21 protein-coding genes and 1 pseudogene are annotated in these 24,127 nt (G+C 38.3%); 13 read left to right on the top strand and 9 right to left on the bottom strand.

What is annotated here, in order from left to right:
• The first annotated feature begins 277 nt into the window (after nucleotides 1-277).
• From nblR to VB797_RS01440, 3 genes are all read left to right on the top strand, one after another.
• Complete coding sequence (gene nblR, locus VB797_RS01450) at nucleotides 278-964, top strand: response regulator transcription factor NblR (RefSeq protein ID WP_323235843.1); 687 nt, start codon at nucleotides 278-280, stop codon at nucleotides 962-964.
• Between the two features lie 186 nt (nucleotides 965-1,150).
• The gene (locus tag VB797_RS01445) at nucleotides 1,151-1,651 is read left to right on the top strand and encodes a DUF192 domain-containing protein (protein ID WP_323235842.1); all 501 of its coding nucleotides are present in this window, start codon (nucleotides 1,151-1,153) and stop codon (nucleotides 1,649-1,651) included.
• 481 nt (nucleotides 1,652-2,132) lie between these two features.
• Nucleotides 2,133-2,354: a DUF2949 domain-containing protein gene (locus VB797_RS01440; RefSeq protein WP_416350826.1), complete on the top strand. Its 222-nt coding sequence runs from the start codon at nucleotides 2,133-2,135 to the stop codon at nucleotides 2,352-2,354.
• 349 nt (nucleotides 2,355-2,703) lie between these two features.
• Here the strand turns inward: VB797_RS01440 and VB797_RS01435 are convergent, their stop codons facing one another.
• From VB797_RS01435 to lpdA, 3 genes are all read right to left on the bottom strand, one after another.
• The gene (locus VB797_RS01435; protein ID WP_323235841.1) at nucleotides 2,704-2,955 is read right to left on the bottom strand and encodes a DUF5340 domain-containing protein; all 252 of its coding nucleotides are present in this window, start codon (nucleotides 2,953-2,955) and stop codon (nucleotides 2,704-2,706) included.
• Nucleotides 2,956-3,040: 85 nt separating this feature from the next.
• Complete coding sequence (gene trpC, locus VB797_RS01430; RefSeq protein ID WP_323235840.1) at nucleotides 3,041-3,961, bottom strand: indole-3-glycerol phosphate synthase TrpC; 921 nt, start codon at nucleotides 3,959-3,961, stop codon at nucleotides 3,041-3,043.
• Nucleotides 3,962-4,138: 177 nt separating this feature from the next.
• Nucleotides 4,139-5,569 carry a dihydrolipoyl dehydrogenase gene (lpdA, locus tag VB797_RS01425; protein WP_323235839.1) on the bottom strand — a complete coding sequence of 477 codons (1,431 nt, stop codon included), beginning with the start codon at nucleotides 5,567-5,569 and terminating at the stop codon, nucleotides 4,139-4,141.
• 355 nt (nucleotides 5,570-5,924) lie between these two features.
• Here lpdA and thrC point away from each other — a divergent pair, with 355 nt between their 5' ends.
• A complete protein-coding gene (gene thrC, locus VB797_RS01420) occupies nucleotides 5,925-7,019 on the top strand; it encodes a threonine synthase (protein WP_323235838.1) in 1,095 nt (364 codons plus the stop codon).
• Between the two features lie 151 nt (nucleotides 7,020-7,170).
• On the opposite strand, the gene VB797_RS01415 is transcribed toward thrC, so the two are convergent.
• Nucleotides 7,171-9,096, bottom strand: a complete 1,926-nt coding sequence (locus VB797_RS01415) for a S9 family peptidase (RefSeq protein ID WP_323235837.1) — start codon at nucleotides 9,094-9,096, stop codon at nucleotides 7,171-7,173.
• 106 nt (nucleotides 9,097-9,202) lie between these two features.
• Between VB797_RS01415 and VB797_RS01410 the strand changes: the two are divergent.
• From VB797_RS01410 to VB797_RS01395, 3 genes and pseudogenes are all read left to right on the top strand, one after another.
• Nucleotides 9,203-9,448: pseudogene (locus VB797_RS01410) on the top strand (RNA-guided endonuclease TnpB family protein); the annotation flags it as partial.
• Between the two features lie 822 nt (nucleotides 9,449-10,270).
• Entirely contained in the window at nucleotides 10,271-10,612 is a 342-nt protein-coding gene (locus VB797_RS01400; protein ID WP_323235836.1) for a hypothetical protein, read from the top strand.
• Between the two features lie 10 nt (nucleotides 10,613-10,622).
• Entirely contained in the window at nucleotides 10,623-10,952 is a 330-nt protein-coding gene (locus tag VB797_RS01395) for a hypothetical protein (protein WP_323235835.1), read from the top strand.
• Nucleotides 10,953-10,963: 11 nt separating this feature from the next.
• Here VB797_RS01395 and tsaB read toward each other — a convergent pair whose 3' ends face one another.
• On the bottom strand, nucleotides 10,964-11,587 hold the full coding sequence (tsaB, locus tag VB797_RS01390; protein WP_416350829.1) for a tRNA (adenosine(37)-N6)-threonylcarbamoyltransferase complex dimerization subunit type 1 TsaB: 624 nt from the start codon (nucleotides 11,585-11,587) through the stop codon (nucleotides 10,964-10,966).
• 128 nt (nucleotides 11,588-11,715) lie between these two features.
• Nucleotides 11,716-11,964 (bottom strand): Ycf34 family protein, encoded by a 249-nt coding sequence (locus VB797_RS01385; RefSeq protein ID WP_323235833.1) that lies wholly within the window; start codon nucleotides 11,962-11,964, stop codon nucleotides 11,716-11,718.
• Nucleotides 11,965-12,056: 92 nt separating this feature from the next.
• On the opposite strand from VB797_RS01385, the gene VB797_RS01380 reads away from it, so the two are divergent.
• Nucleotides 12,057-13,322 (top strand): CCA tRNA nucleotidyltransferase, encoded by a 1,266-nt coding sequence (locus tag VB797_RS01380; RefSeq protein WP_323235832.1) that lies wholly within the window; start codon nucleotides 12,057-12,059, stop codon nucleotides 13,320-13,322.
• 76 nt (nucleotides 13,323-13,398) lie between these two features.
• On the opposite strand, the gene VB797_RS01375 is transcribed toward VB797_RS01380, so the two are convergent.
• The 3 genes from VB797_RS01375 to VB797_RS01365 form a co-directional block, all read right to left on the bottom strand.
• Nucleotides 13,399-13,614 carry a hypothetical protein gene (locus VB797_RS01375; RefSeq protein WP_323235831.1) on the bottom strand — a complete coding sequence of 72 codons (216 nt, stop codon included), beginning with the start codon at nucleotides 13,612-13,614 and terminating at the stop codon, nucleotides 13,399-13,401.
• Between the two features lie 67 nt (nucleotides 13,615-13,681).
• The gene (locus VB797_RS01370; protein WP_323235830.1) at nucleotides 13,682-13,987 is read right to left on the bottom strand and encodes a DUF3181 family protein; all 306 of its coding nucleotides are present in this window, start codon (nucleotides 13,985-13,987) and stop codon (nucleotides 13,682-13,684) included.
• Between the two features lie 93 nt (nucleotides 13,988-14,080).
• Entirely contained in the window at nucleotides 14,081-14,341 is a 261-nt protein-coding gene (locus tag VB797_RS01365; protein ID WP_323235829.1) for a hypothetical protein, read from the bottom strand.
• A 247-nt stretch (nucleotides 14,342-14,588) separates the two neighbouring features.
• Here VB797_RS01365 and VB797_RS01360 point away from each other — a divergent pair, with 247 nt between their 5' ends.
• The 5 genes from VB797_RS01360 (at nucleotide 14,589) to VB797_RS01340 (ending at nucleotide 24,022) form a co-directional block, all read left to right on the top strand.
• Entirely contained in the window at nucleotides 14,589-15,773 is a 1,185-nt protein-coding gene (locus tag VB797_RS01360) for a family 10 glycosylhydrolase (protein ID WP_323235828.1), read from the top strand.
• Between the two features lie 770 nt (nucleotides 15,774-16,543).
• Nucleotides 16,544-17,626 carry a response regulator gene (locus VB797_RS01355; RefSeq protein WP_323235827.1) on the top strand — a complete coding sequence of 361 codons (1,083 nt, stop codon included), beginning with the start codon at nucleotides 16,544-16,546 and terminating at the stop codon, nucleotides 17,624-17,626.
• A 359-nt stretch (nucleotides 17,627-17,985) separates the two neighbouring features.
• A complete protein-coding gene (locus tag VB797_RS01350; protein WP_323235826.1) occupies nucleotides 17,986-18,477 on the top strand; it encodes a chemotaxis protein CheW in 492 nt (163 codons plus the stop codon).
• A gap of 90 nt (nucleotides 18,478-18,567) precedes the next feature.
• Nucleotides 18,568-21,072: a methyl-accepting chemotaxis protein gene (locus VB797_RS01345; protein WP_323235825.1), complete on the top strand. Its 2,505-nt coding sequence runs from the start codon at nucleotides 18,568-18,570 to the stop codon at nucleotides 21,070-21,072.
• Nucleotides 21,073-21,199: 127 nt separating this feature from the next.
• Nucleotides 21,200-24,022: a hybrid sensor histidine kinase/response regulator gene (locus tag VB797_RS01340; RefSeq protein WP_323235824.1), complete on the top strand. Its 2,823-nt coding sequence runs from the start codon at nucleotides 21,200-21,202 to the stop codon at nucleotides 24,020-24,022.
• Nucleotides 24,023-24,127: the final 105 nt, after the last annotated feature.

Here is a 24,127-nt window from a genome sequence, read left to right as displayed (position 1 = left end):
AGAAAAGTACTCAATTGTTAATTAATCATTAAGAATATTAGACTTTTTTGTTTGCTCGATTAATACTTGGACGTGCTAAAACATTGTAAACAGCTTACAGCCTGAATTAATGTAAGAAAAGCAACTATTGGGATAAATTCGCGTCTTAAATTTCACACAGACGTTCAAAATTTCTGTGCGTCAAATATTGTCATTAATTCTGTATTTATAAAACGGGCAACCCAGAAATAATAAAGGTAGCCGTGTTTTTTTCTTTATTCCGAGTCTAACTATTGATATGACGCTTACTCACAACCCTTGTGTTTTGGTAATCGAAAGCGACGAAAATTTAGCTTCGCAGCTTTCCTCCGATTTAAGAGAGATTGGTTACGAACCGATTTTGGCAAGCAATACCACTTCCGGCTTACAACATAGTCGCGATCGCCAACCTGCTTTGATAGTTGTCGATAGAATGCTGGCTGGAGAATCGGGAATATCATTGTGCAAAAGTCTCCGAATTAGCGGTGTATGCGCTCCTGTACTGATGTTAATGGCCAGAGATTCAGTTGATGATCGCGTTGCTTGTCTCGAAGCAGGTGCGGATGATTATTTTCTCAAGCCTTACCGTTCGGAAAATTTCATGAACTTGGTTAGATTGTATTTAAAGCAGGATGTTGAGACTTCGGAGCAATTGCGTTTTGGAGATTTAATCTTAGACCTTGCTACTCGTCGCGCTATTAATAACGGACGAACAATTGATTTGACCATGAAAGAATTTGAACTGCTAAAGTATCTTATGGAACATCCCCGTGAAGTATTAACTCGTGAACAAATTTTAGAAAACGTTTGGGGTTATGACTTTATGGGCGAATCTAACGTCATCGAAGTATATATTCGCTACTTGCGATTAAAAATAGAAGAGGAAACTCAAAAACGGCTAATTCAAACTGTACGCGGTGTCGGCTATGTATTAAGAGAATCTTAAGGATTAAATCAATCTCAAGCTTGCGAATAAAAACGAGTATTATATTCGTCAAAACGAATTAAACAAATTTTCTTCTCTCAAAGATAAAATTTTTGATATTCACTGGATTTGCTGAATCAAACACAATATAACTTTCGAGTAATGATTAAAAATTCCATAAAGAATTGTTGTATATTGCTACCTATAATGCTAGGTATTTTACTTATTAGCTGTTCCCAACAGACACCAGCAAAATCTCCTAATATCACCGTATCTCCAACCCCAGCAGCAGTGAAAAATCTAGGACAAGAACTACCAATTTCATCTGTTGCGACAATTCCCAACGGTACCCAAATTCAGTTAGAAGTAGCGCAAACACCACAACAACAAGCAATGGGATTAATGCACAGACCCGCTTTACCAGATAACCGGGGAATGCTATTTGACTTTGTTTTACCCCAGTCAGTTAGTTTTTGGATGAAAAATGTGCCTGTTCCTTTAGATATGGTTTTCCTGCGTAAAGGAATAGTTCAATATATTGCTTCCTCCGTTCCTCCTTGCACCAAAGAACCTTGTCCTACTTATGGTCCTAAAACCCCTATCGATCGAGTAATTGAATTGCGTTCCGGAAGAGCCGCCGAACTAGGGTTAAAGAAAGGCGATAAAGTAACAATTAGTTCAGTTAAATCACAAAAATTACGTAAATAGAATAAAAGTAAATCTGCTTATTTAGCTGACTAGATATACATTTAATGGATTTACATTAAAAAAGTATCAATAATAGTGGTATAAAAACAAAATGTGATGTTAAGATTTGCTTTACTACTAAGCAGTTGTTAACCTGCTCTGCTAGCAGTTCAGGCATCAACTTTAATATTTGATAGTAAAAATCTTCCTTTTGGTGTACGTGTAAACAGTCACTAATAGGGGAGTATAGGCTATGGAATCTTTGTTACAAGAAATTAATTAGCCGTCATTACTTAAGTAGAAAGTATTAAACTCTTTTAAATTAAGCAAAGTGCTACTTGAGACTAACCATAAGAAATCAAGCTAAAATATTTATCTCGCGTACTTCTGCCTTGTATTCTGGCATTGGACAAAATGAACCCATTTTTTATCAAACAAATTTACACAGACCAATGAATTACTGGCTACTAGCTACTTATCAACTATGGATAGATATATAACCATGCAGTCTACTGAAAGAGGTGAGATAAAAGTGACACAATCTAGTTATTCGCGACTGATTCGTTTTTTGCAAGATGATTTGTCAATTTCAGCGGCTTCGCTAGCAGTAGCTTTACGGCACAGCGAACAAGACCCAGGTCCATTGCCAATGATTTTGTGGCAGTATGGTTTAGTAACTTTAGAGCAATTAGAACAAATTTATGATTGGCTGGAGACAGCCTAAATTAGGCAATGAGTAGTGCAATGCGGAGAATTGAAAGATGTTGTTACAAAGACTCCACTTTCTGCGAAAACTGATTCCAAATTTAACGAGATACACATTAAGAGAGCGAGTTGACCATTCAACTCGCTCTTTTAGGTATTGGGGATTGTCCCCTTATCCAGTTATTTATTTTTGACCACAAAATTTAATAGTATATTAGGCATCTATTTAATTATTTGCGCTGTCTGTATACTAAGTTAGTAGTAAATTAGATATAAGCAAAAACTCTTATAGGGTAAGTAATAAACTCTCCTCACACTCGGCTGTATTGAACTGCAAAACACTACCTGAAACCTTCGTATTGTTATTGCTACTCAGAAGTTGCGACTTGTTCGGAGTTAAGGTGATTAATAGACCAACGGTGCGAGATTTCCATAGAAGAAACCTGACAAACTTGTTCCAGATGCTTTTGCTGGACAGCAGCTTTGCGGAGGGTGATGATTAATTGATTTACCTGGTTGCGTAAATCTGGGTTGTCATTAACTGCTGTCATAGTTTGCCGTTCGAGCAATTGCAGGATTAATTCGTAATGAATAGGTGAAGGAAGAGGAATTTGCTCCATGAATTTAAAAAAAGATTGGTAGGCTTGAGATTCGCAAGCGCGTTGCTCAAGATGTATGATTTTAAATGATTTACCAGCCAACAAATTATGGTTTAAGGTCTTGCTCGAAGTTGGTGGTGAAAAATTTTGCGAAGAGATTAGCGATCGCCGTTGTTGGATCTGGCTGTTTCACCAACGATTCACCAATCAAGACAGCAGTTGCACCATTTTCGGCAACTAAGCTTAAATCGTCGGGGGTATGCAATCCCGACTCACTAACAACAAGAATATTTTTGTCCTGTAATTGTTGATTCCTTGCCTGTAATAACTTACAAGTAGTTTGCAAGTCAACAGAAAAATCTTCTAAATTGCGATTATTAATACCAACCAAAGAAACACCATCTATCGTTAAAACGCGGTCAAGTTCTTCTAAAGTATGAACTTCAATTAAAGGTGTGAGTTTTAAAGCATTAGCGATTTTAACAAAATACTGTAAATCTTTGTTGCTAAGTATAGCCGCAATCAACAAAACCGCATCAGCACCCTTCAGCCTTGCTAAATACATTTGGTAAGGATAAATGACAAACTCCTTACACAGCAATGGCAAATCGACAGCAGCACGGACTTTAGATAAATTTTCAAAGCTACCTTGAAAAAACTTTTGATCTGTAAGTACCGAAAGACAGCTAGCACCACCTAATTGATACTGCTGAGCAATTTTTACCGGGTCAAAATCTTCCCGTAAAACCCCCTTACTAGGAGAAGCTTTTTTTACTTCTGCAATCAAAGCCGGTTTAGTTTTACCTTGACGTAATGCTGCCAGAAAATCGCGAGATAGAGGAACATTAGCTATCTGACGCTGCAAATCCTGTAAAGATTGCTTTTCGCGCATTTGTTCAACTTCCGCTTCTTTATACCAAACAATTTCTTCTAAAATATTGCTCGGTTCCGCATCAGGTGTAGCAATTTGATACCGTAATGACATTACAGCAATATCGGGATTAGGAGGACGACGACGAATTTGCATGATTCTATTTGGACATTGGGAATTGGGAGAGGGGGATGGGGAGATAGGGGGATGGGGGGAAGATAATTCGTAATTCGTAATACGTAATTCGTAATTCGTAATTCTTCACTCCTCACTCCTAACTCTCAATCCAAAATCTAAAACTTGTGCTGAGCTTGCCGAAGTATCTAAAATTATTTAACTGACAGCCGCTTTTTTGTAAGCTTCATCCAAAACCTCGGAAAGTGTAGGATGGGCGTGGACTAAATGAGCCAGTTCGTTTACACTTTGACGATTGGCGATCGCCGCACTGGCTTCATGAATTATATCGGCAGCATGAAGTCCAAATATATGGACTCCAAGTACAACTCCTGTATCTTTACGATATACAACCTTAGCCATACCTTCAGCTTCACCTTCTGCTAAAGCTTTGGAATTACCTTTGAAATAACTTTTACTAACTCCAACTTCAAATCCTTCGACTTCGGCTTTTTCCTTAGCTTGTTCCTGGGTCATTCCTACATAGCTGATTTCCGGATGAGTAAATGCAGCAGCAGGAATACTCGCATAGTCTATCTCTTTGGATCGACCGCAGATATTTTCTACCGCAATAATACCTTGAGCCGAAGCAGCATGAGCCAGCATCATCTTACCCGTAGCATCACCAATCGCCCACAAATGGGGTACAGGTTCGCCTTCACTAAGTACTGCCATCGAGTCATTTACCGGGATAAACTTGCGTCTATCGAGTTCTACACTTACCATATCTAAACCGATATTTTGCGTTGCTGGAATCCTTCCCGTAGCTACTAAACAAGCATCAACTTCCAACACGTCTACATCTTCTTTAGTTTTAAAATCTGCTAATTCGATTACTACAGGGGAACCAGGAGTTATTTTTTTAGCGTATATTCCCGAATAAGTTTCAATATCGCGAGGATTTATCAATACTCTTTCCGCAAGTTTAGCAATATCGCGGTCAAATCCTGGCATTAACTGCGGCAGGGCTTCAATCATTGTAATTTCGCAACCCAAAGCCGAGTAGACATCGGAAAATTCCAAACCGATGTAGCCGCTACCAACAATTGCCACCCATTGCGGCAACCATTCCAACTTTACCGCTTGGTCGCTAGTAAATACCGTTTTACCGTCAACCTCAATCCCCGGTGGGACAAAAGGAATCGAACCGGTCGAAAGAATAATATCTTTAGCCGTAATAGTTTTTTCACCACTAGGAGTATCGACCGTCACCTTTTGGTGTCCGGCCACTTTACCCCAGCCTTTAATAATATCAACATTCAAACGTTTAAGAGAATTAGTTAAATCTCCTTGAATCTTCGCTACCAAATTATTGGCATGATTGGCGATATCCTCTCTTTCAAACCGAACATTATCGATTTGAATTCCCAGCGCTTTGAGATGGTAAGCATCGCGTAACTCCCGTACCTTTCCAGAAGCTGCAAGTAGAGCCTTCGAGGGAATACAGCCACGGTTAACACAGGTTCCCCCCATATCCTGCGCTTCAATAATCGCAGTTTTCAACCCGCAGCTAACAGCGTGTAAGGCAGCGCCATGTCCACCCACTCCAGCGCCTAAAATCACCAAATCGTAATCAAATGCCTGACTCACCGCCATATTACTCCGCGTGCTTCGTATTTATTTTTAACTGAGTGCAGCGATACTGCAAGTCTTTTCTATTTTAGAGTTTTGTCAAACTTTATATTATAGTTTTGGCTACCAAGTAAAACGATTATGCTTTGCGATTGTTTACAAGAAAGGGAGTAGGGAATAGCAAACCAATAATCCCATATATCAAATAAATAGATCGACCTGGAGGATTCTTGAGGGAGAATCCCCCAATTTCTGGTTTTTCCCAACACCTAAAAATTGACAAAAATTATCGTAATGCTTCCCACTGATATAGTAAAAAGGATAAACTGTCATTCGACATCGCAGTAAAAAATAAGTAGCTGTATAAAATCCCGTGACCTTAAGCCTGTCTGCTGTAAAATCTCATCGCCAACCTTGGCAGGGACTAATCGAACAGTATCGCCAATACCTGCCTGTTAACGAAAACACGCCCGTCGTAACGCTTTTAGAAGGTAATACACCTTTAATCCCCGCGCCATCGATCGCCCGAATCATCGGTAAACAAGTCCGTGTTTTTGTGAAATACGACGGTTTGAACCCTACTGGTAGTTTCAAAGATAGGGGAATGACAATGGCGGTTTCCAAAGCCAAGGAAGCTGGAGCCAAAGCAGTGATTTGCGCGAGTACTGGCAATACTTCAGCAGCAGCAGCAGCTTACGCCAGACGCGGCGGAATGCGAGCTTTTGTAATCATTCCTGACGGTTATGTAGCCTTGGGTAAATTAGCCCAGGCTTTACTGTATGGTGCCGAAGTACTGGCAATTAAAGGAAACTTTGACCAGGCTCTAGAAATTGTTCGAGAAATTGCCGAAGAATATCCGGTAACTTTGGTCAATTCTGTTAATCCTTACCGTTTAGAAGGACAAAAAACCGGCGCTTTTGAAGTAGTAGATATTTTAGGGGATGCTCCCGACTGGCTATGTATTCCAGTGGGTAATGCGGGAAATATCACAGCATACTGGATGGGTTTTTGTCAATATCATCAAGATGGTAAATGCGGACGCTTACCTAAAATGATGGGTTTTCAAGCAGCAGGTGCTGCACCATTGGTGAATGGGGTTAGAGTCGCTCATCCGGAAACTCTAGCTACAGCAATTAGAATTGGCAATCCTGCAAGTTGGGACAAAGCGGTTGCGGCTGCGGGGGCTAGCATGGGTGAATTTAATGCCGTCACCGACGAAGAAATATTAAACGCTTATCGACTTCTAGCTTCAGAAGAAGGTGTTTTTTGCGAACCAGCTAGTGCGGCTTCTGTCGCAGGATTATTGAAGGTAAAAGACCAAGTTCCCGTAGGTGCAACTGTAGTTTGCGTATTAACTGGTAACGGTTTGAAAGACCCAGATACAGCCATTAAACATAATACAAGTCAGTTTACCCAGGGTATTGAAGCGGATATTAAAACTGTTGCGAAGGTAATGGGGTTTGAATAATTGGTAATCGGTAATTGGTAATTGGTAATTAATTCGGTGTATTCGGCTACACAGGCAAAACCCGCCTGCGCGGGTTAGAAAGATTAGTCCACGCAGGTGGACTTCGCTTGTGTAGCCATGAATTAGATTCGCCAGGTAAAATAAACGATCGCTACAAATTCTCAATCGTCACCGTCTGTATTTCTTCAACAACATCAAATCCAAATACCCGCGAATAAAAATATAATTCTGCTTCCAAAGCGCGTTTAATATTTTCTGCGTTACGAAAACCATGTTGTTCTCCGGGAAAGGGAACGTAAGCAACGGGTAATCCCTTGTTTCGCAAAATATCAATCATGCTTTCAGCTTGGTTTGGTGGCACAACTTTATCTTCCAAGCCTTGTAGAAAAATTACCGGGCAAGTTAAATTCTCAGCAAAGTTGATGGGGGATCTTTGTACGTATATTTCTTTCATTTCTGGATAAGCACCCACCAATCGATCTAAATATCTTGATTCAAATTTATGGGTATCTCTGGCTAAAGCTTCTAAATCGCTTACGCCATAATAACTAGCACCAGCTTTAAAAGTATCGCGGAACGTTAACGCGCATAAAGTTGTATATCCTCCCGCACTTCCTCCAGAAATTGCAAGGCGATCGCCATCTACTAAATTTTGTTCTACCAGATATTTGGCACCATTCGCGCAATCATCTACATCAACAATTCCCCAGTTTCCATCCAGACGTTGACGATATTCGCGTCCATAACCCGTACTACCTCCATAGTTAACATCTAAAACGGCAATTCCGCGACTCGTCCAATATTGAATCCCATAGCTCAAACTTGAAGATGTAGCCGCAGTGGGACCACCATGACTTTTAACTAATAAAGGTGGTTTTTGGTCTGGAGGTGCGGTGTAATCTTTGTTTTGCGGTGGATAAAATAATCCATAAGCTGTTTTCTCATTGCTGGTAGGAAACTCTATCGGTTGCACTTGGGAAAGATAGCCGTCATCAATTGCAATATTGCTAGAACGTTGCAAAACTTGTATTTTCTTGGTTGTTAAATCGAGTTGAACCAGTTCGCTGGCTTGAGTTGGTTGACCTCCGTTAAACAAAACCTTGCCCGGTGTAGCTTTTATCCCGCTAAATTCCGTATAGGGTAAATCGAAAGTATCGAGTTTTTTCGTATCTAAATCCAGGCTTGCTAAATACCAAATTCCTTTCTGGGTATAGCTGCAAATAATTCGGCTTGTTGATTCAATTGCGTATGTAGAAGAACCTAAACCCCATTGTGGCTTACCAAATTCTGCTGACATCGGAGTCAAATTTTCTACTTTCCCCTGTCGCCAACAATATAAATTCCACCAGCCAGTTTTTTCCCAGATAAAATATAAAGTTCCATCGCTTGACCATTCCGGTTGACTTGCAGACTCATCCACACCACCCGCAATTTTCTGCATATCGGCGATCGCGCCATCAGCTTGGACTGTACCTACCCATAATTCAGCGCTATCCCAAGGCATATTCGGGTGATTCCAAGTTAACCAAGCTAAGTATTTTCCATCCTCACTCAGACGAGGTGAAACATAAAAATCATTACTCGATACAAGAACTTGCGGATTGCTGTTTTCTGTTAAATTAATCGCGACTATTTGATTTGTTGGTTCTTTCCCTTGTTGTGTATGGTCTTCACAAACGCAAATAATCCGCTGACGCTGGCGATCAACAATTCCATCACCGTAACGCATTGATAATTCTGGTGTAATCGGTTGCGAATTGGAGCCGTGTTTCTGCTGATAAAGACGCTGGTCAATAAAGTTAGAAAAATAAACCACACCATCAGCCACAAAATAGGAACCACCACCATACTCGTGAACCCGACTACGCACATTAAAACCATCCGGTGTCACTGTGGTTTCACCATCGGGGTTGCGTCGGACAACAACAGTACGTCCCTTATCCCAAGCCCGTAACTCGCTCCAGTAGATATTATCGCCATCAACTGCAATTTGTCCGAGTCCGATTGTTGTAGAGGTAATTAAGTCGGTAGTGATGGGTGATTTCCAAGAACCGTAGGGTGCTATCTGTGATGTCATGCAGTGCTTTAGTTTGGTGATGCTAGAACTTTATTGATTTTACAGCTAATGAATTCTCATGATTTCCTTAAGGGGCAAATCTAATCAATTGATTGGCATAATCAACCAGCAACTTTACTCGGAAAGGGCGTGGTCTGCAATCGCTCGGTTTTTGTCTACGACACGCTCCGCGAATGATAATTGCAAAAAAGGTAAGCCAGGGAAGAAAGGTTTTCCAAAGTTTAAGAAAGAGCAGACTCACGGTTCTGTTGAGTACAAAACTACTGGTTGGTCAATGTCATGTGACCGCAGATACATCACTTTCACAGATGGTTTTAAAGCGGGAAGTTTTAAACTTTGGGGAACCCGTGAGTATAATTCGTAATTTCTCCCTTCGGGAGACGCTTACGCGAACGTAATTCGTAATTAATGCCCCATAAATTAAATTTAGGGGCTTCGGTAGAGTCATTACCACGGATAAATCCGTCTTGCTCAGACCTTAAAATTTTACTCGGTGATTGGAATGCTGCGCGGAACATCCACCGAAAAAGGTCTAAGTACGGCGGGTCACGTCGGAACTAACGCCTCTGGAGAGACTGACCAATACTTGGGTGAGGTAACTCCTTTAAGCAAGTCAACTCGTGTGCATAGGAAGTCTAAGAAGTGATTCTTGGAATCCCCGTGCATTTACGCCGGGGAGGATGTCAAGATAGAACAAAAACATTCAAAATGCTGCTAGTCTAGGCAAAGCGGATATTTTTTACCTGCGATCGCCTAAAATAGGCTATCTAAAGTTAAAATTAGAACGATAATTAAATCAAAATCTTTCACATATAGTGTTATAACTATTTGGATGAAATTCTTGTATCAAGAACGGTCAACTACCTGCGGTAAACCGCAGGCTTGTTGAGACCAACCTTGACAACGCAAGAGTTGACTAGCCCGGTGAGCCTAATTCTGGTACAAACTTACGGGTGTTTCCCTAGCCCGTATTATTTTTAAACTCCGTTGGTAGGAGTGCTTGCAGAAAGGACATCTTGGATTAGGTAGGCGAGGGGACACTCAACAGGTTTGCTAGTTCCTGGGATTATATCCACTTAAAAACTAGTATTCAAGCACAATTACGAGCTGGTATTCCTCTCCCAATAAATTGGAAGTCTCCTGCCAGAAATAAGATGAGTAGTAATTACAGATAATGCAAGTTGTAAAAAGACCCATCAAACCCAAAACCTATATATCGTTCCTCTACATTTATTCAACGACTTGGGGAACTGCTGGTGATATCTGTTTAATCCGCGAAACTGTAGCTAATGAAAGTACATCTAAATTCGTAGGTCGCAAAGTCAAGTTATCCCTTCCCAGAGGGCTGGAACGTCATCGCGTGGAGGGCTTTCCGGTAATTAAAGTTGCGGGCCATGTTGGTGAAGGACACCCCAAAGACCCCGAATCTGAGTGGGAAGCCTATGAAGGAATAGAACGAGAAATTGCGATCGCCGTTTTGAAACCTTGGGGATTCAAGTTAATTGAGCCGGAGTAAACTGTTTTTAATGAAGAAAATAGCATTAGTTGGCTTGGCTAGTATTTTCTTAATCGGATTAACTATTAATTATGTTACGGCTTCATCACCGGAAGCATGGGCAACACATCGTAAAGAAGTTATCTCTAGCTGTATTCGAGTGAGCGGTTTACGAAATGCTCGCTCCGCTGGAGAAATAATCACGTTTAGTGATGATGTAGGATATGATGCTTTGCTTGTCAAAGGTAATTATCCTCAACCGCATATGAATAATCGTATAGGAAAAATGCTTTGTTTATTTAATCGACGCACTCGTAAGGCTGATGTAAGTGAAGCCAATCAAATCATAAATAAATCTTGATAAATTCGCAATTACCCATCAACCGGATGTTGCCCGTAAAAAGGTAAGGCTTGAGTCCAATCCGGACGTTTCCCTTGTTGCCAATCCAAATACGCTAATTGCAGCATACTTGTCACCGTTGCAGCTAATCCAGAGTTAGCTTCCACAAGTTGATAATTTTCGTTCCAATCGGCTAACTTTTCTCGCCAAGCTTCCGGGGTTATTATCATATCCGGCATTACAGCAGTAAGTCCATTACCATCCGGTGTAATTTGATAAATCGCCGCAAAAATCATCCCTCGTTGCGCTGGCATTTGGACGGCGATAAAAGTATCATCGTTACTTCGGTTTTCCCAAGCAAATGCAGCCAGAGTAGAAATCGCGAACACCGGAATATTCAACTGTTGTCCCAAAGTACGAGCAGCCACAAGTCCAATACGAGTTCCCGTAAACCCTCCCGGTCCCTTCGCTACACTAACAAACGCTATATCAGCCCAAGTTTGAGGTTTGATAAATTCCATCAAATATTGATGCATCAAATTAGAAATATTACGGTCTAATTTCCATACATTAGAACGCGAATCATCAGCAAAATTACTGATAGCTAAACCTAATTCGGGAGTTGTGGTGTGTAGCGCAAAGCCGTATTGTTTCATTTTGGGCATTGGGGATTGGGCATTGGGAATAAAGTTATCCGGCGGTTGAAACCGCTGCTACATAAGCAAAACCCGCCTGCGCGGGTTGTGATTTTCACTGTTCACTGCTCACTGATAACTGATAACTGTTAGGTGGGAACCAATTCACCGGGACGTAATTTAGACCATTTACCTTTTTCTTCTTTGAAACTTAAGCATCCTACCACGTCCCATTCCATTTCAATGATTTCGCCTTCGGTGCGGATATTTACGTTTATACTGGGTTCGTTGGGGTCAAAGGTTGGAGATAAAGTTAAATGAGGTTGTTGGTGCTGTGTTTCTACTGCATTGTAGGTAGCACAGCGGTCTACATAATGACAATTTACACAAATACACATATTAAAACCAACTTATAGTTTTATCACTTTGTTTTTATTCTAGCGATCAGCCACACTAATGTTGCCTAGCCTTTGAGTTTATTTTTATTACAATGTACGGTTCAATTCTGTCTAAATTTACTCCGGAATCTTTACCTTTTAATCTGGAATTATTGCCGAAACCGGCTTATTTAGTGGGTGGTGCAGTACGGGATGCTATTTTGGGAAGAAAACGGGATTATCTAGATTTAGATTTTATTTTACCTTCAGAAGCGGTGAATGTAGCTCGTAAAATCGCAAAACATCACCAAGCTGGTTTTGTTTTACTCGACGAGCAACGGCAAATTGCGCGGGTAGTTTTTCCCCATGCTACCGTTGATATTGCTCAACAAGCAGGTGATTCTGTAGAAACCGACTTGTGTAGAAGAGACTTTACCATAAATGCGATCGCCTACAATATTCATACCCAAGAAATCATCGATCCGCTACAAGGTGGTGCAGATTTAGCAAAGGGTATTTTACGGATGATATCACCTGCAAATTTGCAAGATGACCCTTTACGCTTGATGCGAGGATATCGTCAAGCCGCACAGTTAGGTTTTACTATCGAAGCAGAAACACATTCAACAATTCGCTCTTTGGCTTCCCATCTCAACAAAGTTGCTTCTGAGCGAATACGAGTGGAATTAGGATATATGTTAGCGAATCCTCAAGGTACACCTTGGTTAATTAAAGCTATTCAAGATGGCTTATTAAAATCTTTTTTTAAAGACGCTACATCGCAAAGTTGTCTTCTACTTACACAAGTTGATCGAGTTGCTTCTCAATTCGCGGAAGATTTTCCAGTGTTAAAAGAAATACTACAACAATATGTTAGAAATACAGTCAAAACAACTTGGTTAGGTATAGCAAAACTATGTTTTTTAGTTAATCCTAACCCAGAAATTGCGGAAGTAGAGCTAGAACAGCTTACCTACAGTAAAGCCGAAGTTCAAGCCGTAACAACTGCATTGAGAGTATTTCCCAAGCTCAACGTATCCTCAATGTCTTTGAGAGAGCAATACTTTTTATTCCGGGAAGCGGGTTGCGTATTTCCGACTACAGCTGTTTTAGCAGTAGCTTATGGCAATGTAGCTGAGATATCCGAAGACAAACCGCTACAAACATACGCATCCTTGCTAGCCCGCTACTTAAGCCCTGATGATCCGGTTGCACATCCCACTCAATTGATAAGTGGGATACATATTATATCATCATTAAACTTGTCTTCGTCACCATTGATCGGTAAACTGCTCACAGAAATTGCAATAGCACAAATCGAAGGTAAGATTGCTACATCTGACGAAGCGATAGAATTTGCCCGAAAGTTAGTTGAATAATGAACCTCCCTCCCATTATTTTTCTTTCTCAGGAGAGAGGTTTTTAACAGCTATAGCCGATTTTAATGGCTGAGGTTTAATTATTAGTTTCCACTAATTTCTTAAAATGCAAATAAGCTTCCTCTGGTGTTAATGCTTCCGATTTATCATCATGAGAGATAAAATATTCTCTACTATCGGGAAAAAAACGTACTGTAAAACTTGGAATTAAACCTAATTTTAAAGCTTGTTTTCCGAGCTGGTCGGTAATTTCCGCTAAAGAGTATCCATCGTGAAATTTATAAGCGGTCATTTTCCCTCCTTTTAAAAAGTTATTTATAGTTTTTATGCCATAATTTAACCACCGAAAACTATGTAAATTACATTTCCTGCTGATACTTTTCTAAGATATCGACAAGATTTACTTGACACTGCGTTGGTACCAAATTGATTAAAGGTATTTCATGCTTCCCACCACCAACTTTTATGGGGATAGATTGTAAAACATGAATCACATCTTCTTCATCAACGGATTTATCAGAAGTTATTAAAGGATAAAGTTGTTCGGCCACCATTGTATGCAATTTGGCATCCGACAAATAAAGATGCCATTTAGCGATATCAATATAGACATTTTCGCCAATTTCGGCGGCTAGGGCTTCCATGAATTCTGCGTTGTTACTCATAGCCTAAAAACAAGTCCTATAGAATTATGTTGAAATCCTCAAAATAACTCTACCACCACAAGTTACAATCGCCCTAGCTTTGATAATCCATCTTCAGGTAGATTTTGATGGAGTATCCGAATAATCTGCGATCGCCAAAATATAAATTAGATGTGAGAGCAATATTCCCAACCAACTCAGTGTGAAAATGGGCAACCATTCCCAATTAGTGACAAGAAAATTGTGAAAAAACCACAAACTGGAATTAAATAGAGCAAATATCGCCACATGAACGGCAAAATTCATTCTGTCATCTAATTTACGGAACGCTGGGTCGTTTTTACGGTCTGGTTTACGGGGCCAACGAGGAGGCATATATTAATTACAAAATAAAGAATCAATTATTTATACAATTTTAATGTTATTCGTGCCACAAATCTAATTTACTCCGAATCTAGGTATATTGTGGGTCGATGAAACCGCAGATTGGGCAGCCTATTCGCTTGTAAATTTTATTACTATTCTAAATAATACTCATTTTACTTCTTTTCGGAATTTGCTAATGGCGGATTTGAAGTTATGAATTAAACTGAGTCGTTGTCGGGGAATTATCAATATTACTATGTCGCGTAAAAATAAACAGCCAAGCGGGTGCGGATGCTTAAATATTCCTATATCTGTAATATTACTTATTTTAGGAAGTGGCTATTGGTTATTTACCCAAAGAGATAGTTTGGGTATTAGCAAGATTTTACGTGACAATCAACAACTAAATATTCCTTTTGTTTCTGCGAATCAAACTCCAAGCTCTTTGACCCCTAAAAAAATAACTCCTCTTTCAACTCCTATTCTAATATCACCAAGTCCAAAAGTAGAAGCTATAAATAAACCGATCACACCATCACCTCAGACACCTTGGGAGAAAAAACAAATTAGAGGAATTTATTTAAGTCGTTATAACATCACCAATAATGCCAGTGAAAAAATGATTCGTGAACGAGTTCGATATTATCGCGATCGCGGATTTAATACAATTATTCATGGTGTCTGGGGTAATGCTTGTACGATGTATAAAAGCGAAGTCATGCAACAAACTTTAGGCTTTAAAAGTTGCCCTAATTTGTTTGAAGACAAATGGTTAGATTGGTTAATAGATGAAGCACATAAGCAGGGAATGCAGGTTCATGCTTATTTTGAAAAGGGAATTAAAATCGATAAAAATAGTCCAGTATTTGATTTAGCTATTTCCCGAAGATGGATTGTCCCCGGTATCGACAAAACTTATACAGGAATCGACCATTACGTACTTGATGTAGAGAGTCCTGAAGTTGCTGATTTCTTTAAAGAGATATTAGTCGAATTTGTCAAAAAATATCCCCAAATAGATGCAGTTCAATGGGACGATTATCTAGGTTATCATGCAGATTTACCCGGTAAAGTTGATCGTACTACTCACTTAACAACATTTTTAAACAATATGATAAGTGCCATGAAACAGGCTAAACCTGCCGTTAGTTTCGATATTTGTCATCATAATCCTTATTGGGCTAAACAATACTTTGCTGCTGATTACCAGCAGTGGAAAGTTGATAGAATATTTATTCAGGCTTATAACGAATCTGGTTTTGCAGAAGAATTGAATTATGCTAAAAAATATCACGGTATTGCTATTAGCGATCGGCAATTTCATCGGATAAAAGAATTGGTAAATAATCAAGAAATTAAAAATATTCTAGTTTTTCCGATTAATGGTAAGCCAGAAGAAACAGCTACTAAATTAAATCAAATAACGCAAAATATTAAATAAGACTTTTAAGTATTAAATTTACACCAAGATCGCAAGCAGTAAAAAAGTAGTAGGAATATTTGCTTGTCTATTTACAACAATCGAGGTGTATGTACTTATAATAGGCTATACAACAATTTTTGTTCCCTATTCCCCGTTCCGGAACTTAACGAATTGTTTCAATAATCAAACCGGATTCCAAAATATTAATATCCGGAAAAAAATCTAATATTTCCACTTAAATTATTTTTTTATAAAGATACAAGCAAACTGTAATCACTTCTACAGAAATAAATCTTTAAGTATAAGAACTTGAAATAGAGAAAATAATTGTTTGTAAAAAACATTTGCCATTCGCAAAAAATGGTTTTAATATTAACTTTACTTCCCTAACTTAACTTTCACAAATCTTTTACTTTTTCTGTTAAATTAGATTAATCTAAAGATTATTAAGTTAGTTGCTTGCCATCTACCACCTAACTGACGCTTTCTATGCTGGTTGTGCTGTCAGTAAATGGTTCTTTGTAATTAGCCGTCCATGATGACTATTAATTATGCAATACAACGTTGTTTGTTGACGCTTATAAAAATTGCGTTTTTATGAGTTAGTTACCGCTAATCTTTACATAGTATCGCTGCAAGATGTTTATGTAAGCTCCGATAAATTACATCTTAAAGATTAGCAAAATATACAAACAATATGCTTTAATATTGTCTTTGCGAGCAATCAAAGAAAAACAAACCTACGTTAATTTTCGCGGTATCTCTGTAGTAAATCTAAAGCCACTTCAATGAAAATACTTCCTATTAGTAGATACAGATTTTTTCAGAAAATACAGCCGGTTGCGCTACTTCAAAAAATCACTAGCAACCCAGTTACTGGATGTTTACAGGTTTTTAGTGCATCAGATTCTTGGTCGTTTGATTTTAAGGAAGGTAAGTTAATTTATGCTTCCCGTGCGGATAAGATGTTTAATTTGCTTTATACAAAATTGCAGCAGTATAGTAAGCAAATTCCCGCACTTGCTCAAAAAAAAGTATATCAACAGTTACGAGTAATATTTCAGAAAAGTATTGATAATCAGGCAATACTTAATCCGGATTATTTAGCTATTTGCTGGTTAGTAGATCAGAAGTTCATTACTGCTGCACAAGCTAAACTAATAATTAAAGAATTAGCGTTTGAAGTTCTAAGTTCATTTATTGCTGTAAAGGAAGGGAGCTACGAATTTACGACAGAAACTTTTATGGTAAATATGCCTAAATTTTGTACTCTCGATGTAAATTTATTAATCGAAAACTGTCAACAAAAGCTAGATAATCAAGATAGAAGCGATCAAGTTATCGTAAATCCTCCTTCTCAATATTTAAATCAGGTATCACAAAACAAGATACCAACTCAACAACCGCTACCAAAACCAGGTAATCCCATAAGTAGTCAAGAAGCGCAAGCTACGACGAATCATTCTTACAGGACTCATCAGCGTCTTTATCAGCAGAATCGCAAGAAGGTTTACACCATAGTTTGCATTGATGATAGTCCTACGGTATTAAACGCGATTCAATGTTTTTTGGATGAACAATTTTTTAACGTTATTGGTTTTAGCGAACCTTTAAAAGCTTTGATGCAGATTCTTTGTACGAATCCAGATTTGATTTTACTAGATGTAGAAATGCCGAATCTAGATGGTTATGAATTATGTTCGCTGTTGCGTAAACATACTTATTTCAAAGATGTTCCTGTAATTATGGTGACGGGAAGAAAAGGTTTTATTGATCGCGCTAAAGCAAAAATGGTTAGGTCGTCAGGTTATTTGACTAAACCTTTTACTCAAGGAGAGTTGTTGAAGATAGTTTTTCAACATTTGGTGTAGTATCAACAATCGAAGAATTCTCTAAGTGAATTGGAGCTAATTACTCATCATCTTAATAATAGTGATTGCAAAATTATTAAATCTATCATGGCAAAACAAGCTATTAAGATAGCATTAAATAACAATGTAGATGTGATTGATTGCTCCTCATATAGTAATGTCGGGAATGAGCAGTTTATAATTGCGTCATCTGCTCAATAAAAATCCGGTAATGCAAAGACAATCTATGATTATTTACACTTAGAAAAAATAATAAATTGCTCAAAAGTGGAGAATAAATTAAGGAGAATAACTATATACAATCAAATTCGTTTTTGCATAAACTGACCACATTGAAAATTACATTTTATTAAAAAAATATGAATGCATCTGATATCAAGTTATCTGTAACCCAGCAGACCAATCTGGGAGATGGTTATCTTCAATTCAAGTTAAATGAAAGTTCAACTGCGGTTTTTCTGGTTAATCTTATTCAAGAAGTAGTTGTATTAAGCAATGATTTAATCACTCAAGTACCAAATATATCTGAATTGTTTTTGGGATTGATGAATTGGCATAATCGAGCTATTTGGGTTGTCGATTTGCCGAGAATATTAGGGTTGGAATCGTATTATCAGTTGCGACAGTGCAATATTATTGTAATTCGTCACAAAGCAGAAGCCATCGGTTTAATGGTTCCAGAAGTCAAAGGAACGGTAAGATTTAACTCTGACAATATTCAATCTGCTTCAGAACGAGTTGCATCTAATGTACTTCCCTATTTAGAAGGATGTCTTTGGCACGGGAATGAATTAAATTTAGTGTTAGATATAGAAGCTATTTTAGAATCTTTATTTCTTCAGGAAAAGTAGGCATAAAAAATTACTTTATCGAAAATTCCAACATTAGATTTTGCTCAATTTTAAATATTTGAGAATAGCTGAATAATGAAGAAACTAAAAATGAATCGTAATCAAAGAATGAATTTCCCTGAATACATCGATAATCCCTCCAAAAAATCACACATTTCTTTTGGAAAGGCTAATTTAAGCGGTAAAGCTATAATGCTATCTCTTGCTATTTGTAGTTTACCTACAGCAGGGATTACAGCATTATCTTATCATTTGGGTCATCAAATTATTACTACAGAAGTTAGTAGCGTTCAAGGAATAAATACTGCTAAGCAGTTAGAAGAAACCCAGAAACAGTTATTATTAATGTTAGCGATCGGTACTGTTGCGGCGGCATTACTAGCGGGTATTAGTGCTGCAACTCTTGCTCGTCGTTTGGTGTTGCCGATTTATGCTGCTAATATCGCAGTGAAAAAATGGGCTAACGGTAATCTTAATAGCCGCATTCCCATCAAAGGAAATGATGAGTTTGCCGTTTTAAGTAGCAACATTAATCTGATTGTAGAACAGTTACAAGAATTACTTTTTCAGCAAAGAGTTGACAGTGAGCAGTCAAAGTTACTTTCAAATGCGATTATTTCAATTCGTCAATCCCTTAACAGTGAAGACTTATTTAACAAAATTGTTGCAGAAGTTAGACAGATTTTAGGAGCGCACCGAGTAATTGTTTATCACTGTAATCAAGAGGGTGAAGGACAAGTTATCGCTGAAGAAATCGCTCCAGGTTTACCAATTACTTTTGGAGAAACTATAGAAGATATTTCTTTTACTAAGGAACTGACGGATTTTTATACAAAAGCAGAAGTTTTGGCTGTAAATAATATTGATGAAGCCGGATTGAGCGCCGAACATTTGGAGTTAATGAGACGCTTGAAAATTAAAGCGTTTTTATTAACACCGATTTTTAAAGATAATAAGATCTTCGGCTTCTTAATAGCGCATCATTGCTGGAAACCTCATCTTTGGCAAGCATTTGAAATTAACTTATTAAAACAGTTAGCTATTCAGTTCGGCTCGACCTTAGAACAGGTAAGCTATTTAGAAACAACTCAAGCAATTCAAGAACTGGCAATTAATTTATCTGGATATTCTAACCATAAAGACATTTGCAATGCAGCAGTTGAGAATATTCAGCATAGTTTGAAAGTACAAAGAACGCTGATTTATAAATTAGAATCATCTCATACAGGCAAGTTTATTGCTGAATCAGGACTTGCAGGTTTAGCATCTGCTTTGGGTAAAAAATTTGATTTTCCTGTATTGAGCAATCATCTTTTTACAAATCAGCTTGAAGGTGTTATTTCTATTAATAATATTTATCAGGCAGGTTTTGAAGATTCTGCTATCAAGCAGCTAGAAACATTAGACATTAAATCGATTTTACTCGTACCTGTTTTTAAAAACGATAAATTATTCGGCTATTTAATCGCTTGTCAATGTTCTCAAACTCATATTTGGCAAGAATCCGAAATACAGTTATTTGAAGAATCTGCTGTAATTTTAGGAGAAGCTTTACAGCGAGTCGATCGCCATTTTGCCACCGAACAGCTATCTGAAGGGCAAATTCAACAGCAACTATTGCAGCTAATCGAGAGTATTGAAGCAGCAAGTAGCGGTGATTTAACCGTGCGTGCAGAAGTAACTTCCGGGGAAATCGGCACCCTAGCGGACTTTTTCAACTCCATCATTGAAAATTTACACGAAATAGTTACCGAAGTTAACAGCACAATTAGCCTTCAGCATGACCTCGCGATCGCAAATGATCAAAATGCCATCACCAAGTTGAGAATAGATACTAACAAGCAAGCTTTGGAAATCAACCGTACTTTAGATGCGGTAGGAGATATGAGGTCTTCAATTAAAGCTGTAGCGAAAGGTGCTAGGAAAGCTGCATCTGTTGCTAGCAAAGCTTTTCATGCCGCGAATGCGGGTGGTGACGCGATTGATTTAACCGCAGAACATATTCATTATCTCCGCGAAACAGTAGGCGATACCGCGAAAAAAGTCAAACTTCTAGGGGAATCTTCACAGAAAATTTCTCATGTAGTCTCATCGATTAACCAGATAGCTATGCAAACCAACTTACTCGCGATCAACGCTGGAATCGAAGCTACACGAGCAGGGGAACAAGGACAAGGATTTGCTGTAATTGCCGAAGAAATTGCCGTATTAGCCACTCGTAGCGGTGATGCAACCGCAGAGATTGAGGAAGTTGTTGCAAGTATCCAGCGAGAAACTACTGAAGTGGTCAAAGCGATGGAATTAGGAGTCGCTCAGGTAGTTGAAGAAACTCGTTTGATTGAAGATACCAAGCAAAACTTAAACGAAATTGTTAATATCAGCAATCAAATTGATGGGTTAGTCGAATCAATTTCCGCTGCTACAGTCATTCAAGTAAAAACTTCCAAACAAGTAACTAATTTGATTAAAGGAATTGCCCAAATATCTGAAAATATTGGCAATTCCTCTCAGGAAGTTTCCACATCATTACAAAATACCGTAAACATTTCCGAGAAATTAGCTGCAACTGTTAACACTTTTAAAGTTAGGAATTAGGAGTTAGGAGTTAGGAATTAGGAGTTAGGAATAAAAGAGTAGTAGTTTAAATTTCCCCTTGTCCCCTTGTCCCCCCATCCCCCAGTCCACCATCTACCCATGTTCAATCCCCAATGCCCTTTAAACTATGTCCTTACAAAAAGAATTAGAAATAAAAATGCAGTTTCTAGAAGAAGCTACAGAGCATCTTAACACCCTAGAAAATGTAATTATTGAAGCTAAAACGAATCGTAAAATTGACTTACAAAAAATCAATGCTGCCTTAAGAGCCGCTCATTCCATTAAAGGTGGTGCCGGTATAATGGGATTTCGCCCTTTAAGCGATTTATCCCACTTACTTGAAGATTCTTTTAAGGTTTTAAAAACTAATAAAAACTCCTTAGAACTTGATAGCTCATTACAAGCTTTACTGTTATCTGCAATTGATTGGCTGCGTCAAATAGTAGAATCAATTTCAGTAGGTCATGATGTAGATGAACAGTGGATAACTACTTTTTGCTACCCAGTATTTGAGGAATTGCGCGATGTTTTGGGAGAACCTGCTCCTGAAGACGCGATGACAATTCTACAAGCAGAAGATAATCCCCAGGAAATTATATCTTTACTATTTAAAACTGAAGTTGAAGGTTATTTGCAACGTTTAGAGTCCTTAATCAAGCAAAAAGATTCTCCTTTACGAGAAGAAATGGTGATGATGTCATCACAATTGGGTGGATTAGGAGAAATGTTGCAAATACCCGCTTTTGTCCAACTTTGCTCCTCGATAATTCAACATTTATCTACTGCTGTTTCTGATGTGGAAGTTGAAGAAATTGCCCAATTAGGATTACAATCGTGGCGCAAAACTCAAGCTTTGTTACTTGCGGGTCACGCAGATGATTTACCGACGACAATTAATCAAGAACAAGCCGAAGATTGTGATCAATTGACAGTTATTCCACAATTAAATTTAGCAAATAACATTCCAACATTAGAAGAAAGTACAGAAACATTCTTAGAATTTACCAACTTCACTAAAAAAGAAAATCAAGAACCTACAGTTAGAGTACCTAGTAGAGAACTTGAACAAATAAACGATTTATTCGCAGAACTGACAGGTGGACGCAATACTGTAAGATTGCAGTTAGAAAGAGTTAGTAAATTAATTCGTAATCTCAATATTCGCGTCAAAAATCTCGAACGCGAAAACCACGAATTACGGCTATCTTACGAAAAATTTTCTTTACAATTATCTAACTTAAAACCAAAATATTCTCAACTATATCAAGATTGGCAATGGCAGAATAACCAAGAGGTTTTCGGTGTTAATCATAAATTTGATAATTTACAATTAGAACGCTATAGCGAGCTACATATACTATCTCAAACGGTAGCCGAAAATATAGTTAAAATTCAAGAAATTACCGGCGATATTACGCTTAATTTAGAAGATACCGATCAGGTTAATCGCTTACTCAATAAAACATCTCGAAAACTGCAAAATTCTCTAACAAAAGTTAGAATGCGTCCGCTCTCCGATATTATGGAGCGTCTACCCAGAGCTTTGCATAATTTGAGTACAGAATACGGTAAAAACGTTAACTTAAAAATTGAAGGTGCAAATATCTTAATGGAACGAGGTATTTTAGAAGCCTTAAACGAACCTTTAATGCATCTGCTGAGAAACGCTTTCGATCACGGAATTGAAGATGCTCAAACTAGAATTGCCGCAGGGAAACCGGAACAAGGACTGATTGAAATTAAAACCGTTCATCATGGCGATCGCACTATCATTACCATACGCGATGACGGACGCGGAATACCTCTAGATAAAATTCGCACCCGTGCTGAAAGTATGGGATTGGATACTGAGATGTTAACGGTTGCTAGCGATGAGGATTTATTAACGCTGATTTTTGAGCCGGGATTTAGTACCTCCGAAGAAGTCACCACCTTATCCGGTCGTGGTGTCGGTATGGATGTTGTGCGTAATAACCTCAAATTAATTGATGGAGAAGTTACAGTTGATTCCTTACCCGGAAAAGGAACTACCTTTACTCTATCGCTACCTTTTACTTTGTCAGTAGCGCGAATCGTCTTAGCAGAAAGCAACGGAATACCTTTAGCTTTCCCTACAGATGCAATACAGGAAATATGCTTGTTAGAAGATAAGCAGATTCTACCCGCTCAAAATGGAGAAGTAATTAACTGGCGAGATTCTCTAGTAGAGTTAATTGATATCAGCCAATATTTAAAATTAAATAACAAATTAAATAATATTCTTTCCACATCATCTTTATTAGAAAATCCACCGAGATTAGAAGAAAAAATTGTATTAATTATTAGTACAGGGAATAAACTAATTGCCATTCAAGCAGACCGCTGTTGGGACGAGCAAGAAGTTTCTTTGCGTCGCGTAGAAGGCAGTATTCCGTTACCAGAATGCTTTAATAACTGTACAATTTTAAATAATGGTCGTATCGTTCCCTTATTAAATCCCGCACAGCTATTAGATTTAATTGCGAAAAAAGATACTTTTAATCAGATATCTCGAATTTCTCCTACTTATTCCCCAACAGTTAAAAATCAGGAAAATAGCATATTAATAGTAGATGATTCCATAAACGTGCGGCGCTTTTTAGCACTGACTTTGGAAAAAGCCGGATATTTTGTAGAACAAGCTAAAGACGGACAAGACGCACTTTTTAAATTGCAAAGTGGTTTGCAGGTAAAAGGGATAATTTGTGATATTGAAATGCCTCGTTTGGACGGTTATAACTTTTTGATTCGGTTAAAATCTCACAGTCATTTGCAACAGATACCCGTGATTATGTTGAGTTCCCGCACCAGCGAGAAATATCGACAGTTGGCAATTCAGTTAGGTGCAGAAGTGTATTTATCGAAACCTTATAACGAGCATGAATTATTGCAGACATTAAAGCAGGTTTTGGTGTCGAGTTCGTTGAATTGAGCTCACCCCCTTCCCCTCTCCTTGGTAAGGAGAGGGGTGCCGGAGTTTGTAGGTTGGGTTAGGTTCACCGGAAATTAGTTGTAAACAAATAATCTATATTTGAAC

Source organism: Rivularia sp. UHCC 0363 (assembly GCF_034931125.1).
Lineage (GTDB): Bacteria > Cyanobacteriota > Cyanobacteriia > Cyanobacteriales > Nostocaceae > Rivularia.
Note: the sequence above shows the minus strand (reverse complement) of the source record. Positions and strands in the feature narration are given on the sequence as shown.